The sequence below is a fragment of the Chryseobacterium sp. TQ-BC-N36 genome (assembly GCF_058382295.1).
Genome location: NZ_CM178175.1, coordinates 3644723 through 3659795, shown reverse-complemented (window position 1 = coordinate 3659795; position 15073 = coordinate 3644723). Strand labels below are relative to the sequence as shown.

General features: G+C 36.6%; 13 protein-coding genes. 6 read left to right on the top strand and 7 right to left on the bottom strand.

Going from position 1 to position 15073, the window contains the following annotated elements; genetic code table 11:
• Positions 1-67: 67 nt before the first annotated feature.
• Both AC3FI7_RS16330 and surE read left to right on the top strand, forming a co-directional pair.
• Complete coding sequence (locus AC3FI7_RS16330; protein ID WP_041461998.1) at positions 68-238, top strand: lmo0937 family membrane protein; 171 nt, start codon at positions 68-70, stop codon at positions 236-238.
• A 390-nt stretch (positions 239-628) separates the two neighbouring features.
• Positions 629-1417: a 5'/3'-nucleotidase SurE gene (gene surE, locus AC3FI7_RS16325; protein WP_142723568.1), complete on the top strand. Its 789-nt coding sequence runs from the start codon at positions 629-631 to the stop codon at positions 1415-1417.
• A gap of 59 nt (positions 1418-1476) precedes the next feature.
• Here surE and AC3FI7_RS16320 read toward each other — a convergent pair whose 3' ends face one another.
• Genes AC3FI7_RS16320 through AC3FI7_RS16310 form a run of 3 tightly spaced genes read right to left on the bottom strand, consistent with a single transcriptional unit; the run spans position 1477 to position 3875 of the window.
• Positions 1477-2880, bottom strand: a complete 1404-nt coding sequence (locus tag AC3FI7_RS16320; RefSeq protein WP_491460514.1) for a radical SAM protein — start codon at positions 2878-2880, stop codon at positions 1477-1479.
• 18 nt (positions 2881-2898) lie between these two features.
• On the bottom strand, positions 2899-3126 hold the full coding sequence (locus tag AC3FI7_RS16315; RefSeq protein WP_491460513.1) for a hypothetical protein: 228 nt from the start codon (positions 3124-3126) through the stop codon (positions 2899-2901).
• Positions 3123-3875 (bottom strand): prolipoprotein diacylglyceryl transferase, encoded by a 753-nt coding sequence (locus AC3FI7_RS16310; RefSeq protein WP_491460512.1) that lies wholly within the window; start codon positions 3873-3875, stop codon positions 3123-3125. Before AC3FI7_RS16310 ends, AC3FI7_RS16315 begins: the two co-directional genes overlap by 4 nt.
• A 61-nt stretch (positions 3876-3936) precedes the next feature.
• Here AC3FI7_RS16310 and AC3FI7_RS16305 point away from each other — a divergent pair, with 61 nt between their 5' ends.
• Positions 3937-4980 carry a GMP reductase gene (locus AC3FI7_RS16305; protein ID WP_142723572.1) on the top strand — a complete coding sequence of 348 codons (1044 nt, stop codon included), beginning with the start codon at positions 3937-3939 and terminating at the stop codon, positions 4978-4980.
• 52 nt (positions 4981-5032) lie between these two features.
• Here the strand turns inward: AC3FI7_RS16305 and fabG are convergent, their stop codons facing one another.
• The 4 genes from fabG to AC3FI7_RS16285 form a co-directional block, all read right to left on the bottom strand.
• Positions 5033-5776: a 3-oxoacyl-[acyl-carrier-protein] reductase gene (fabG, locus tag AC3FI7_RS16300; protein WP_105682929.1), complete on the bottom strand. Its 744-nt coding sequence runs from the start codon at positions 5774-5776 to the stop codon at positions 5033-5035.
• 174 nt (positions 5777-5950) lie between these two features.
• Positions 5951-7462 (bottom strand): WG repeat-containing protein, encoded by a 1512-nt coding sequence (locus AC3FI7_RS16295; protein ID WP_491460511.1) that lies wholly within the window; start codon positions 7460-7462, stop codon positions 5951-5953.
• Between the two features lie 6 nt (positions 7463-7468).
• On the bottom strand, positions 7469-8143 hold the full coding sequence (gene rsmI / locus AC3FI7_RS16290) for a 16S rRNA (cytidine(1402)-2'-O)-methyltransferase (protein WP_047377914.1): 675 nt from the start codon (positions 8141-8143) through the stop codon (positions 7469-7471).
• 2 nt (positions 8144-8145) lie between these two features.
• Complete coding sequence (locus AC3FI7_RS16285; protein WP_343660577.1) at positions 8146-9621, bottom strand: DUF8457 domain-containing protein; 1476 nt, start codon at positions 9619-9621, stop codon at positions 8146-8148.
• A gap of 61 nt (positions 9622-9682) precedes the next feature.
• On the opposite strand from AC3FI7_RS16285, the gene AC3FI7_RS16280 reads away from it, so the two are divergent.
• The 3 genes from AC3FI7_RS16280 (at position 9683) to AC3FI7_RS16270 (ending at position 15070) form a co-directional block, all read left to right on the top strand.
• On the top strand, positions 9683-10270 hold the full coding sequence (locus AC3FI7_RS16280; protein WP_002982051.1) for a thymidine kinase: 588 nt from the start codon (positions 9683-9685) through the stop codon (positions 10268-10270).
• A 190-nt stretch (positions 10271-10460) separates the two neighbouring features.
• On the top strand, positions 10461-12908 hold the full coding sequence (locus AC3FI7_RS16275) for a bifunctional UDP-N-acetylmuramoyl-tripeptide:D-alanyl-D-alanine ligase/alanine racemase (protein ID WP_142723577.1): 2448 nt from the start codon (positions 10461-10463) through the stop codon (positions 12906-12908).
• Positions 12909-12910: 2 nt separating this feature from the next.
• Positions 12911-15070 (top strand): patatin-like phospholipase family protein, encoded by a 2160-nt coding sequence (locus AC3FI7_RS16270; RefSeq protein ID WP_142723578.1) that lies wholly within the window; start codon positions 12911-12913, stop codon positions 15068-15070.
• The last annotated feature ends 3 nt before the right edge of the window (positions 15071-15073 follow it).

Here is a 15073-nt window from a genome sequence, read left to right as displayed (position 1 = left end):
TCAATTTCCAGTCATAAAGGCACAAAATATGATAGTATTCTTATATACAAATTCAAAATATTAAGTTATGAAAAGTTTACTATGGTTAGTGGCAGTTATCTGCATCGTCGTTTGGCTTTTAGGAATGTTAGGAATAGTTCCGGGTATGAGTACTGGCTATTTAATTCATGTCTTACTGGTTATTGCCATTGTTGTTATTCTTTATAACATCATTTCCGGCAGAAAACCGCTTGATTAATTCTTTTTTAAGGCACTCAACAACAAATCCCAGACTTTGCAGGTGTTTTTCCAGCAGAATTATACAGATTCCTCGTGAAAAGACACCTGTAAAGTCATAAAAACACCAATAGATGAACATGGCTATTTAAGAATTCAAATATTCAACCCCATGTTAATTTTGCTTCACTTATATTCCGTATTTCTGAGCTCACCAATCTCCTTTCTCTCGGTTTCCATCTGCTTTTATGGTAAAATATGGCAGTCTTCATTCTGAAAACTTAGCAATTAATAAAAAATCAGCTGTTTTATCGCTTCTTATTTTTACCTACATTTGATGTGTTGAAATCTATTTGTTCTGTTCTCAAATGAGCAAATTCACTCTGTTTAAATAAAAAATTAAATATAATTTATGGAAAGACCGCTTATTCTGGTTACTAATGATGATGGAATTACAGCTCCTGGTATCAGAAATCTAGTAAGTTTTATGAACGAAATCGGAGAAGTTGTTGTTGTCGCACCAAACTCTCCTCAAAGTGGAAAAGGCCACGCCATTACCATTAATTCTACCCTAAGCTACGAAGAAGTTACCCTTGACGGTCCGCAAACAGATTTTTCCTGCAGTGGAACGCCCGTAGACTGTGTCAAAATGGCTCTTGACAAAATTCTTAAAAGAAGACCAGATATTGTAGTCTCAGGAATCAATCACGGCGCCAATTCTTCCATTAATGTGATCTATTCGGGTACTATGTCTGCTGCTGTAGAAGCCGGTGTAGAAGGTATTCCTGCTATTGGTTTCTCATTGCTGGATTTCAGCTGGGAAGCTGATTTTACCCAGGCGAAGGAATTTATTCAGAATATTGTAAGAAAAACTTTGGAAAACCCGATGCCGAAAGGAATCGTTCTGAATGTAAACATTCCTAAACTTCCTGCTGAAGAAATAAAAGGAGTAAAAGTATGTAAACAGGCTCATGCAAAATGGGAAGAAAGCTTTGATGAGAGAATAAATCCACATGGTAAAAAATATTACTGGCTGACAGGGTATTTCAATAATATGGATGATTCTGAAGATGCTGATGAAACGGCATTGGCTAACGGATATATTTCCATTGTTCCTGTGAAATTCGACCTTACAGCATATGAATATATGAAAACGCTGGAAGAAGTAATGACTTTTGAAAATGTAAAAGAGACAAAATAAGAGCCTGTAAAAATAATAAAAGCGTGAAATCAGATTTCACGCTTTATTTTTGATATTGTTTAAAATAACACTTTATCTTCTTTCCTGAGCTCTTCCAGATAAGCCTTTTTTTCATCTCTGTAAAAAAGATTCATTGTTTCAAAAGGTATGAGCTTCAGGTCTTTATTGACAATATGCACACAGGATTTTTTCACTGCCCTTACATCAAAATCATGTGCATCCATAAAGTTCATAATTATTATTCTGAAAAGGTTATCATAGTCAAGATCCGGAGCGCATACTTCCGGAAGACAGCAGAGTAATTGATTAACTTTAGGTTTTACCTTATCTACAGAGATTCCGGTACTGAAAATATCCAGCAGCTGCATGTGAAGTCCTTTATCCTGCTCGTAAACGATGGTATTTCTAGATTCATTATTCAGAAGATCGGCAGGGTTAATGTATCTCGTTAAAGGAATAATTTCTTCCTGAAGTTTTAAAATATATCCCATCGCCAAAGCATCCGGATTACATGGAACAGGAATAATATCATCGGCGTTCAGAAGTGGAAATTGGTTCAGAATCTCCTGTCTTACTTCTGTTAATGTAATTTTTTCATGTGCCGAATCATCTCTGTTTCTTCCGGCAATTTCTACCGGTTGAAAAGTGATTCCTCTTACGCATTTTTGCTTCAGGGCAAACTCAATGATTTTCCCGATCTCGTCAATATTTTTCCCTTTCTGAAGGACAATTACCAGTGTCGTAGAAAGGTTAAGCTCATTAAGTTTTTCCAGCGCTTTCATTCTGACCGCGGTAAGATCCTTCCCTCTGAAATCTTCCAGGACTTCCGGTTTAAAAGAATCAAACTGAAGGTATATTTCAAATTCAGGGGCATAAGTCGCCAGTCTTTCAGCAAAACCGGGATCATTGGCTATTCTTATCCCATTGGTATTCAGCATCAGATGCTTTATGGGCTTTGATTTGGCAATATCCATGATCTTAAAGAATTCCGGGTGGATTGTCGGTTCTCCCCCACTGATCTGTACAACATCCGGCTCTCCTTCATTTCTGACAATAGTGTCAAACATGGCTTCAATTTCTTCAAGACTTCTATGGCTGCCATAATGTGGCGATGACATGGCATAACAGGTAGGACAGGTAAGGTTACACCTGTCGGTAACTTCCACGATTGAAAGACAGCTGTGCTGTTCATGATCTACACATAGTCCGCAATCATAAGGACATCCATATTCCACATCAGTCCCAAAGTGAAGGGGCATTTCCGAAGCTTTGTTATAATTTCTTATGTTTTTATAGTAGAGTACGTCTGAAGCGATTTTGGTTTTAAAAAAACCATGATCAGGACATCTCTTGGTCATAAAAACAGCTTCATCCTCTATGATAATCTTTGCTCCTATCCTTTTCAGGCACTCCGGGCAAAGACTGATGGTATAATCGTAATAAGTATAGTTTCTTACTGGCATAGTTATTATTTAAAATGCTTATCCACAGATATATCCGCTTATTAAGCCACAGACCAATAAACAAATAACAAAAGTCTGTATAAACTGCTTTTTGCTGAATTTCCTGTTGTCATTACTTTCATAAATCAGTTTTACAATAAATGTAACAATAACAGACAAGAATGCACCGCCTACAATCATTACACCAATGATTATGATGACCAGACCGGTCATATCTCCAACCTCCAAAAGTGTTAATAAATTCATCTTGAATGTTTTAAAGTGGTTTGAGTATTTTTAATAGTATAAATGTAGTAAATAATTACACAAATACATACAAGTTGAATCGTTCCCAGATTTCCTGCAATTTCAACCCTTGGTTTAATAAAGTCTAATAAGAATCTGAATGTAAAATAGCTCAGCATAAAGATCTGAAATAGAAAACCTGAGGTATATTTCTTCTGTTTCTGAATATATTTAAGAACACCCCAAAGGCTAATAAGGAAAACTATTTCGTACAGGGCAACAGGATGTCTCAGGTATTCATCCCCCAAATGCATTCCAAAAACAGAATCTGTAGGAATACCGTAAGTTTCCTCATAAACTCCCGTAAGAAAGCAGCCAATCCTCCCAATTATCATCGCCAACATTAAGGGAAAAACCACCAGGTCGCCTGTGCTTTCTTTATGACTGACTATTTTTTTTGCCAATTCAACCCCTAATAATCCAAAGGCCAGGCCTCCTACAATTGTATTGCTGGACCAAAGCTTCTGAAAACTGAAATTATCAAATATTGTATAAGGATTTTCCAGATTTCCTATAAATTTTGAGCCCAGTAATGCCCCTGCGGTTGCTCCAATCAAAACTGCAGCAGAAGTATTGAATGACAATTTCTCAGAAGATTTTCTTTTGAGGTAAAAATAATATCTCATCCCCAGAAACATTCCGGCAGCCTCAAAAAGCGGATGCGCAAGAATTGTTTTACCGAAAATATGAAAAGCTACGGGAAAATCCATAGCATCAAAAATAATCCATTTCAGATAATTTACTACCTTTATTCTGACAAATAATTACAAAATGCGTATAGAATATGACATAAAACTGGGGTTCAAGGATGTAATGTTCCGCCCTAAGCGTTCCACTTTGAAATCCCGTTCAGAAGTTAATCTCCAGAGAGAATTTACCTTTAAGCATACCAAGAAAAAATGGACGGGTATTCCTGTAATCGCTGCCAATATGGATACAGTAGGGACTTTTGAAATGGCAGTAGAGCTGGCCAAAGAAAAAATTATTACAGCAGTTCACAAACATTATACCCCCGAAGAATGGAGCCAGTTTCTCAACAGCCAGCCTGAAAGTATTCACCAGTATATTGCTTTAAGTACGGGAACGGGAAAAGCAGACGAGGAAAAAATAAGACAGATTCTCGAAAAGCATCCTAAAATCGAATTTCTCTGCATAGATGTAGCCAATGGATACTCTGAACATTTTGTTGAATTTGTGAAGAAAGCAAGGGCTAATTTTCCTGATAAAATTATTATAGCCGGAAATGTCGTTACCGGAGAAATGGTGGAAGAACTTCTGCTGGTAGGTGCAGATATTATTAAAGTAGGTATTGGCCCGGGGTCAGTATGTACTACCAGAGTAAAGACAGGCGTGGGATATCCGCAGCTTTCGGCTATTATTGAATGCTCTGATGCTGCTCACGGACTGGGCGGCCATATCATCGCAGATGGCGGATGTAAAGTACCTGGTGATGTAGCAAAAGCCTTCGGTGGTGGTGCAGATTTTGTGATGCTGGGCGGAATGTTTGCCGGGCATGATGAAAGCGGTGGAGAAATGATTGAAGAAAATGGCAAAAAATACCGTCTTTTCTATGGGATGAGTTCTAAAACAGCCATGGATAAACATTCCGGAGGTGTGGCAGAATACCGTGCTTCTGAAGGAAAAACAGTGAAAGTGGCGTATAAAGGCCCAGTTTCAGAAACGGTAAAGGATATTTTAGGGGGTGTCCGATCTACTTGTACCTATGTAGGAGCTTCAAAGCTTAAAGAACTCTCTAAAAGAACCACTTTTATCAGGGTTCAGGAGCAGGAAAATCAGATTTTCAGTGAGCACTGATTCTAAAAAGAATAAAAAAACTGGCTGCACTATTTGTGCAGCCAGTTGTATTTTAAGTTAACATCCCACCGTCAACGTTTAACGTCTGCCCGGTAATGTATGCTGACATTTCGCTTCCTAAGAATACACATGCATTGGCAATATCCGCAGGCTGTCCTCCTCTCTTCATCGGAATTTCTTCTCTCCATCCCTGAACTGTTTTTTCATCCAGAACGGCAGTCATTTCTGTTTCAATAAATCCTGGTGCAATCGCATTACATCTGATATTTCTTGATCCTAACTCCAGCGCCACAGATTTTGTAAATCCGATTACTCCTGCTTTAGAGGCTGCATAGTTGGCTTGCCCGGCATTTCCTTTCACTCCAACTACAGAAGTCATATTGATGATAGATCCTGATCTTGCCTTCATCATCGGCTTGATCACCGCTTTGGTAAGGTTAAAAACCGAATCTAAATTTACTTTGATTACTTTATCCCAATCTTCTTTGGACATTCTCAACAGCAGGTTATCTTTTGTAATTCCTGCGTTATTTACCAAAATATCAATCTGCCCGAACTCTGCCATAACTTCCTCCACCAATTGCTGAGCAGCATCATAATCTGATGCATCAGACTGATATCCCTTAATTTGGGTTACAGAACTTAAAGCTGCTTCTAATTCTTTTGCTTTGTCTACAGAACCGGCGTAAGTAAATGCTACCTTTGCTCCCTGCTGGGCAAACATTTCAGCGATACCTTTCCCGATTCCTCTTGTAGCTCCGGTAATTAGTGCTACTTTTCCTTCTAATATTTTCATATCTATTGACAATTATTTTCTTTTATAACTCATTCAGCTACTGATAGCTGACTTTCATAACTTCTCCAATTCCTTTCCGGAATTAAACGGTCTGCAAAGATATTATAAATTGTTATTCAACCCATTTAAATTGTCAAAATACTGATTTTTTTTAATGCTTAATCTGATTTTTCACTAAAGCGGCACAGAATTATTTTTAAATCTGGAGAAATAAATAAAGTCCGTTTTTTTATTTTTATCAAGCTTCAGTACTTCTTTCTGCCAAAAATATTTATCATAAATAATTTCCTTCAGGGGCTCATTCTGAAAATTGGAAACACCGAATTTTCCTCCTCTTTTAACCACGATTTCGTTTTCAGCATTCCCGAACGTTATAATATCTTCGTAAACAAAGGGTACAATTTCTGTTCCTTTCCCATCCAGAATACCATAAAAATTATCTGTATTTCTGCACACCAGAGGTTTTGAGTACTGATTAAGAGGATTAAAGTATTCAAAATCCTCATTCTTTATCCCGCTGATATTTTTTAACTCTGTCGACGACTGGTCCGTCACTGAAAATATATAATATTTACCTTCCTTTCCAATGATAAGGTTATCAGGATAGAAACCAAAAATCTGAACTCCATCACCTACAATATTCTTAAGATCCTTATCAAGAAATTTCTCTTCACTTCCTTTTTTAAGGAATATAAAATCTTTCCCGGAAATGGTGAAACTTCGGATAAAATCATATTCCTGAGGATAAATAATATTCCCTTCCAGGTCTATAATCCCGGATTTCTTTACCTTATCATTATAGACACTGAAATATTTATCCAATAAAGGATTTACATATTTAAAAGTCTGGGCGTACAGCTTTCTGCTTTTCTTACTGAAAACTGTAGTTTTTCCGTTTTTTGTAAGATAGATATACTCCTTTTTACCAAAATATTCCGGAGTAATATCGTTATAGATTTCTTCAGCAATCGTATTTTCATCTGTATCAATCAAGCCATATTTTCCTGTAGCTTTATTTTGAGTAATCAGATAAGGATAGGCATTAATATCTACCACTTGCTTTGAAAACTTGTGCAGAGTCTGGCCATTATTTCCAATGATTTCTTTTTCATTGTCTTCATTGATAATCAGTGCTCTACCCTGTTCAAAGCTATAATCTTCCTTAAATTCACGATTACTGAGCTGCTTTCCTTTAAGGTCATACAGAAACCATTTTTTATCTTTTAAAACAAAAAGTCTGTTCTTTCCTGAAAAACGGATCTTTTCTGAATATGGAATAATTTCCTTTCCGTTAAAATCATATACAGCCTCAGCATTCTGTTTTGATGAGATGATACAATCTTTACTCCACCATGGTGTATTAAATTCCTGATCATTTAAAGGGATAATTTCATTTCCTTTTTCGTCAATAACTGCTGATTTTTTAGCATTTCCTTCCTCAGAATAAAGAATAAACCGGTTTTTGAAAACATGCAGAATACCTCCTTTGTCTGAAGACTGAAATGTAATCATTCCTAAAGAATCTACAATGCCCTGTTTCTTATCACCAGTATCATAAAATGTTCCATAACCTTCGGAATAAGAGCTGATCTCTTTACCTGTTTTTTTCGAAAGGATTACCTTCATATATTGGTTAGTCTGTGCTGTACAGACTACAGAACACAATACAAAAACTAATTTTTTCAAAGAAAATTAAATAGAATTATTGACAATAAGAACGATCTCCCCTTTTAAAGTTTTACTCTTGGAAAACTCAATTAATTCATTGATTGTTCCACGTTTGGTTTCTTCAAATTTCTTAGAAATCTCACGGCTTAAGCTTACTTTGGTTTCTTCTCCGAAGAATTCTTTGATTTGCTCCAGCGTGGTATTGATCTTATGAGGACTTTCGTACAAAACGATGGTCTTTTTTTCTTCAGCAAGCTGTTTCAGCTTGGTTTGTCTTCCTTTTTTCTGCGGCAGAAATCCTGCGAACAGGAATTCATTATTAGGAAGCCCTGAAACCACAAGTGCCGGAATGAGCGCTGTAGCTCCGGGAAGGCAGATCATGTCAATATTATTATCTGCTCCTGCTTTGGCCAGCAAATATCCGGGATCTGAAATACCAGGGGTTCCCGCATCGGTAATAATAGCGATATTCTGACCGTTTTTAAGGTCTGTAATCACTTTCTCCGTTGCCTGGTGCTCATTGTGTAAATGATAAGATTTTAAAGGCTTGGAGATCTCAAAATGTTTTAAAAGTATTCCGGAAGTTCTAGTGTCTTCACATAAAATATAATCTACTTCTTTCAGGACATTTACCGCCCTGAATGTCATATCTTCCAGGTTCCCGACAGGTGTGGGAACAAAATATAGGATTCCGCTCAAAATTATAAGAATTTATTTTCCACCAATATCCAAAGTCTCTGTGCATATTCATCCACTCTGTTCCATTTTCTTTCGTAATACAGATCGCTGAGATATTCTTTGGCTTCTTCCAGTGTTTTGAATTGATTCAGCTGGTATACCGTATCGTTAAGATCAGACTGGCTTCCTTCAAAAAGCATTTTAGAGAATGCAATTCTGTCATTCAGATCCAGCTTAAATTCCGGCTTCTGCTTTTCTGCTTCCATAAAATGAGTAGGAATGTTGGATTTCAGAATACTTCCGGTATCTTCCTTCACAATAACAGGTTCTTTTTCCAGAGGAATATCTCTTTCCAGAGGGTCATCATCAAAAAGTGACTGAACAGCTTTCAATCCTTTGATATTGGCTAATTTTATTTTTTTCTCCTGATGATATTCGTCTAAGTTTTCAAAGCTTTCATCAGAACGGTGCTTTTCAGTATCTTCAGGAACAGGTTTATCAATTTCCACAATTTTTCTTCGGTCGTAGACTTCTGCAAGAATACTTTCTTCTTTTGTGTCTTCTTCTGAATGGTCATTTTTTATCTCGCTCAGAATATTTTCCACATTGGAAGTTTCTGTAGCCAACTCTCCCTGTTCTATTGAGACGTTCGAAACAATGAACTGTTCTTCATTTTCTTCAATCAGTATTTCATCTTCCAGGGTTTCGGCGTCAAAAATACTTGGAATGGTTTCTGTCACCTGTGTTTTGGTGTCATTTACCACGGCAAAATCAGTTTCTTTTTTAGCTTCCGGTTCAGGGATTTCCTCTTCCTCTATTTCGGTAAGCTGATTGCTGAAAACCGTTTCTTCTTCAGTTACTTCATGATAAAACAGGTCTTCATTAAGATCTTCATCCGAATCCGGTGTAGATTCAGCAAGAATTTTATCTTCATCTACAAAATTCAGAACAGCCTTCTCCTGTGCAGTAATTTCCGTTTCATCAATTTCATTGAGTTGGTTGTTAAAAGCAGCTTCTTCTTCCAGTGATTCCTGATCAGAAGTTTGTTTCTGAAGAATCTCAGGCGTTTTTTCAGTATAGCTTTCTTCTACAAAACTTACGATATTTTCATGGAATTCATTTTCAACAATTTCATTGAGCTGATTATTAAAAACAGCTTCTTCTTCAGATCTGTCCGAAAAAATTTCATTTTCATCTATTTCGTTCAGTTCATTATTGAAAATAGCTTCCTCTTCCGTTACTTCATTGGTATCATGATGTTCCGTTTCCCCTGTTGCAAAGGAGTCATATTTGTTCTCCTGATTCTGCTCCGGATTATCTGATACAAAGTATTCAATATTTTTTTCCAGCAGTTTCAAAAAAGAAATCCTGTTAGCAAGCTCATCCACAAGATCTTGCTTAGAAAGTAATTCGTCTATATGACTTATTTTGTCCAGATTATCAATGATATTCATGGATTCAAAAAAAATCTTTTCCTTTAAATCTTGGATATTCTGCATAATAAGATTCTTATTAAAATTGCTTACTTTTGATGTTAAAAATATACGGCTAATTTAACAAATGTTTTTAGAAAATACAATTAATCATTCCAAACAAAGCGGTTGGATGGAAGTGATTTGCGGCTCTATGTTTTCCGGTAAAACAGAGGAACTTATCCGCAGATTGCGAAGAGCAGAAATGGCAGGACAGAATGTGGAAATTTTTAAACCCAAACTGGATGTACGGTATTCTGAAGAGGACGTGGTTTCTCATAATCAGAATAAAATACGCAGTACTGCAGTAGAAAATCCGAATGAAATTCTTCTGCTGGCTTCTAATTGTGATGTGGTAGGAATTGATGAAGCTCAGTTTTTCGATGAAAGTATTGTTGATATTGCCAATCAGTTGGCCAACAGTGGTATCAGAGTGGTAATTGCAGGATTGGATATGGACTTTCTGGGCCGTCCGTTCGGGCCAATGCCGAATCTGATGGCTACGGCCGAATATGTTACAAAAGTGCATGCTATTTGTAAGAGAACGGGTAATCTTGCCAACTATTCCATGAGAATTTCCCAGGGGGATAATCTGGTGGAATTGGGAGAAACTGAAAGCTATGAAGCAGTAAGCCGCCGTGTTTTTATTGATGAAGTACTTTCAAAAAGAAAATAAATGGGAGACAAGCAAGTAAAACTACTGTTTGCATCAAACCATAAAAATATATTCACTTAATTTAAAATGAAAAGCGGAAAAGCTCTGTAAAATATTTAAAAAGGAAACACCAGATGATGTTATAAATCTTAGCCCTTTTACTATTTTACCTTTTTGCGGTTTCGCTCAAAATAAAGCAGAAAGGGTACCAATGAACTATACAGTACAACACATTGCAGAGATCACCAATGCACAGGTTATTGGAGACGGAAATTTACTGATTAAAAATATAGCGTATGACAGCAGGATTATTTATGCTATCAAAAATACAGCCTTTATCGCGATCAACACCCATAAAAATTCCGGTGAAAAATTTATTGAATCTGCAATAGACAGAGGTATCAAAGTCATTATTTCTGAACACCATTATCCTGAGTTTGAGAATATAACCTGGATCATTGTTGAAAATTCAGTAGCGTTTCTCCAAAAATTAGCAAAATATCATTTCGAAAATTCTCATTTACAGTCTGTCGGAATCACCGGAAGTAATGGTAAAACGATTTTGAAAGAATGGTTATATCAATGTCTGTGGAATGAATTCCCTACTGTAAAAAGTCCAAAAAGTTTCAATTCTCAGATTGGATTGCCCTTGTCTCTTCTTCAGATCAACAATTCCCATCAGCTGGGAATCTTTGAAGTGGGAATTTCGAAACCGCATGAAATGGAAAAGCTTGAAAATATTTTCCACCCTCAGATCGGATTACTGACTCACATAGGAACAGCCCATGCCGCCAACTTTTCATCTGAAGAAGAATTGATTGATGAAAAAATCAGACTTTTTAAAAATTCTGAAGTAATCATTTATAATGGAGACCATACTCTGGTTGATCAGAAAATTAAAAAATCCTATTCTGATAAAAAATTAATTGCTTATGGTTTCAAAAAAGAGAACCAGGTTTTCATCAGCAGCAATATTTCCAGAGATGAAAATATAGTTGTTGATTATTTTGGTGAAGAAATCAGTTTTCCGGCCCATCAGAGAGACGAAGCGACGTTAACCAACGCTATGGCGCTTATCACAGTCCTCAAGGAACTGAATATCGAAAATAAAAAGATCGTCGAAAAAATCAATCTTTTAAAGGCCGTTGAAATGAGGCTTGAAGCAATCGAAGGAATTAAAGGAAATATTATCATCAACGATTCTTTTAATCTTGACCTCGATTCTTTAAGAACTGCCCTGCAGTTTTTGAATGAATATAATAAATCTAAAAAATCGCTGGTCTTAACTGACATTGTAGGAGTGAGCACCAACGCTAAAGAATTATACGAAGAAGTTTCTGAGCTGGTGAACGAGCAGAATTTTGATTCGCTATTTCTGATCGGTGATGAAATTTCAAAATATAGTGAATTATTTAAATCTAAAACATATACTTTCATTGACACCAAAGAGCTTATTGAAAGTAAATACCTTACTGAATTAGAAAATCAGATTATTTTACTGAAAGGGGCCAGAAAGTTTGAGATCGAAAAGCTTAAAGATATTCTTGAACTTAGAAAACATGATACAGTACTGGAAGTCAACCTCAATGCAATTCTTCATAATATTAACTATCATAAATCTCTCCTGAAACCGGGAACTAAAATGATGGCGATGGTAAAAGCCAATGCTTACGGACTGGGAAGTTTTGAAGTTTCTGAATTTCTGCAGCATCATCATATCGATTATCTTGGCGTGGCTTATGCAGACGAAGGAGTAGAACTGAGAAAAAAAGGAATCACTACCCCGATTATTGTGATGAATCCTGAACAGCACAGCTATCAAACCATTATTGAATATAATCTGGAACCTGAAATTTACAGCTTCAGGGTATTGGATCTTTTCTATGAGGCAGTTCAGAAATCCGGATATGATAAGAAATATCCTATTCATATCAAACTGGAAACAGGAATGCACCGACTTGGTTTTAAAGATTTTGAACTGGATCAGTTAAGCGAAACTTTAAGCCATATCAATGTAAAAGTACAAAGTATATTCAGTCATCTTTCTTCATCTGATATGCCTGAAGAAAAAGAATTCACTTTGAAACAGCTGAATTTTTTCGAAAAAAATTCCAGTTACCTTATCGAGAAATTAGGTTACACCCCTATCCGTCATATCCTGAATTCTTCCGGAATAACGAGTTACACAGATCACCAGTATGATATGGTAAGAATTGGTATAGGAATGCTTGGAGAATCGGCCGATCCTGAAATTCAGAAGCAACTACGTTCTGTGGTAAGCTTTAAAACCGTAATTTCACAGATATCAACGGTAGAAGACGGTGAATCTGTAGGCTACAGCAGAAGATACAAGGCAGATCATCCCACAAGAATTGCAACCATTCCGGTAGGATATGCAGATGGAATTCCGAGACTGATAGGAAACCAGGTAGGAAACGTCGGAGTAAACAAAACACTGGCACCTATCGTTGGAAATATCTGTATGGATATGATGATGATCAATATTGATCATATCCCAAATGTAAAGGAAGGCGATACAGTAACTGTTTTCAACGCTCACCCTAGTTTAAAAGAATTCGCAGGATACTGCAAAACGATAACTTATGAAGTTTTAACCTCCATTTCGCCCCGGGTGAAGAGGATTTATATAAAAGATTAACGATGAAAAAACTCCTGATTCTACTTTTCATATTCCCACTGTTATTGATCCATTCTCAGGTAAAAAAAGATCTGGTGATTCCGAAAAACGCAAAGATAGGTCTGTCGCTTGCCGGCGGTGGAGCTAAAGGTTTTTCACATGTCGGAGTTCTTAAAGTATTGGATTCATTGGGAGTGAAAGTAGATTATATTTCAGGAACCAGTATGGGAGCCATCGTTGGCGGACTGTATGCTGCCGGTTATTCAGGAAAAGAAATAGAAAAAATAGTCATGGACACAGACTTCTATTCACTGATTATGGATCCAAAGTCACGTCAGGAAGCAAGTTTTTTCAACAAGTCCGTAGACAAATATCTTTTATCCATTCCACTAAAAAACGGTAAAATCAACCTGCCCTCTTCTATAAGCACCGGCCAGAGAAATGTTTATCTGCTAAAAGAGCTTTTTAAAAATGTTTCCAATATAGAAGATTTTTCCAAAATGCCTATTCCCTTTTTATGTGTTGCTACCAATCTTGAAAGTGGCAATATGCAGATTTTTGAAAAGGGAGATCTCGTACAGTCAATCATGGCGAGTTCTGCTTTTCCTTCTTTAATGGATCCGGTAAAAATTGGTGACAGTATTTATATTGATGGGGCTATGACGGTAAACTATCCTTCAAAGCCATTAAAAGACAAAGGAATCGATATCGTCATCGGAGTGGACCTTAACCAGGATCTTTCAAAAAGAGAGGATTTAAACAATATTATAGCCATCCTGAACCAGGTTATTGATTTTGGAATAAAAAGAGATACCAGAAGGCAGTATAAATATACAGACATCAATATCAAACCCAATCTTAAAGGAATGTCTGCTACAAGCTATGATGATAAAAAGAAAATTCTGGACAGTGGCTACGTGGAAGGCCTGAAATACTCTCAGATACTGGATCAGCTGCCAAAGCGACCTTTTGAACGTCTCAGACAACAAATAAACCCGATATACTCCAATGTATATAAGATAGACAGCATTTCTATTGAAGGAAGCAAAATCTACGGTAAGAACTATACACTGGGAAAAATGGGGCTGCGTCTCCCCTCTCTGCAGACTTATGGAAGCATCAATAAAATGATCGATAAGCTGGTTGCTACGAATAACTACCGTTTTATTAACTATGATATCGTTCAGCAGAATGATGCCAACTATCTGAAGCTTTATGTCACTGAAGATGATGCGCGACACTTTCTAAAATTCGGGTTGCATTATGATGAAGTTTTCAAAACCGGGCTTCTTTTAAATTATTCTGCCAAACGACTTTTATTCAAAAATTCAAATCTCTCCCTGGATGTTGTTGTTGGAGACCGCCTGAGATATTATCTGAATTATTTTATCGATAACGGCTATATCCCGGGATTTGGTATTTATTCATCAGGAATGAGCTTTGATTTGAAGAATGTAGATAATTATGTAGTTGACCGATGGGAATGGTTAAGAAATGAAGCCTATATACAGTCCATATGGAAGGATAAATTCGCTATTGGAGGTGGTATTAGCCACGACTATTTTAAAGCAGAAAACACCAATGGAGACAACAGACGTTACAGCCGTTTTCTGAACCCTTACATCTTTATTAAAACCGATACACAAGATGATAAAGAATTTCCGACAAAAGGGGTATATTTTGCTGCAGAAGGAAAAGTAATAGATCTTTTAAAATCTGAAGTAGATAAAAGGATTGTTCAGATAAAAGCAGATCTAAAGGTCAATATACCGCTTGGTAAACAATTTACTTACCGTCTTAATATTTTTGGAGGAGTTACAATTGGTGAAAACCTTCCACCCTACTACCAATATCGATTGGGCGGAATTTTTGAACAGAACCTTATTAATTTCAAAAGCTTCGGGGGATTCTATTTTGCCCAGCTCTATACCAATAATGTAATACTGGCATCCAACGATATCCAGTTTAAATTCAATAAAAACTATTTTATCAGTGGAAACTTCAGCTTTGCCAACCTGTCAAACGATATCAAGTTTGAAGATGCAGTTAAAGTAAATTATAGTTCACTGGGAATAACGGCAGGTTACAAATCTCCTTTCGGGCAGATAAAAGTAAACTTCAGCCACTCACTTAAAAATAACCAAAAAGGTATATTCAGTGTTATTTTAGGACACTGGTTTTAAAAA

Bases quoted from the DNA above. Each gene is read 5' to 3' on its own strand.
- AC3FI7_RS16330 (WP_041461998.1), top strand. From the start codon at position 68: ATGAAAAGTTTACTATGGTTAGTGGCAGTTATCTGCATCGTCGTTTGG.
- surE (WP_142723568.1), top strand. From the start codon at position 629: ATGGAAAGACCGCTTATTCTGGTTACTAATGATGATGGAATTACAGCT.
- AC3FI7_RS16320 (WP_491460514.1), bottom strand. From the start codon at position 2,880: ATGCCAGTAAGAAACTATACTTATTACGATTATACCATCAGTCTTTGC.
- AC3FI7_RS16315 (WP_491460513.1), bottom strand. From the start codon at position 3,126: ATGAATTTATTAACACTTTTGGAGGTTGGAGATATGACCGGTCTGGTC.
- AC3FI7_RS16310 (WP_491460512.1), bottom strand. From the start codon at position 3,875: ATGGATTTTCCCGTAGCTTTTCATATTTTCGGTAAAACAATTCTTGCG.
- AC3FI7_RS16305 (WP_142723572.1), top strand. From the start codon at position 3,937: ATGCGTATAGAATATGACATAAAACTGGGGTTCAAGGATGTAATGTTC.
- fabG (WP_105682929.1), bottom strand. From the start codon at position 5,776: ATGAAAATATTAGAAGGAAAAGTAGCACTAATTACCGGAGCTACAAGA.
- AC3FI7_RS16285 (WP_343660577.1), bottom strand. From the start codon at position 9,621: ATGCAGAATATCCAAGATTTAAAGGAAAAGATTTTTTTTGAATCCATG.
- AC3FI7_RS16280 (WP_002982051.1), top strand. From the start codon at position 9,683: ATGTTTTTAGAAAATACAATTAATCATTCCAAACAAAGCGGTTGGATG.
- AC3FI7_RS16275 (WP_142723577.1), top strand. From the start codon at position 10,461: ATGAACTATACAGTACAACACATTGCAGAGATCACCAATGCACAGGTT.
- AC3FI7_RS16270 (WP_142723578.1), top strand. From the start codon at position 12,911: ATGAAAAAACTCCTGATTCTACTTTTCATATTCCCACTGTTATTGATC.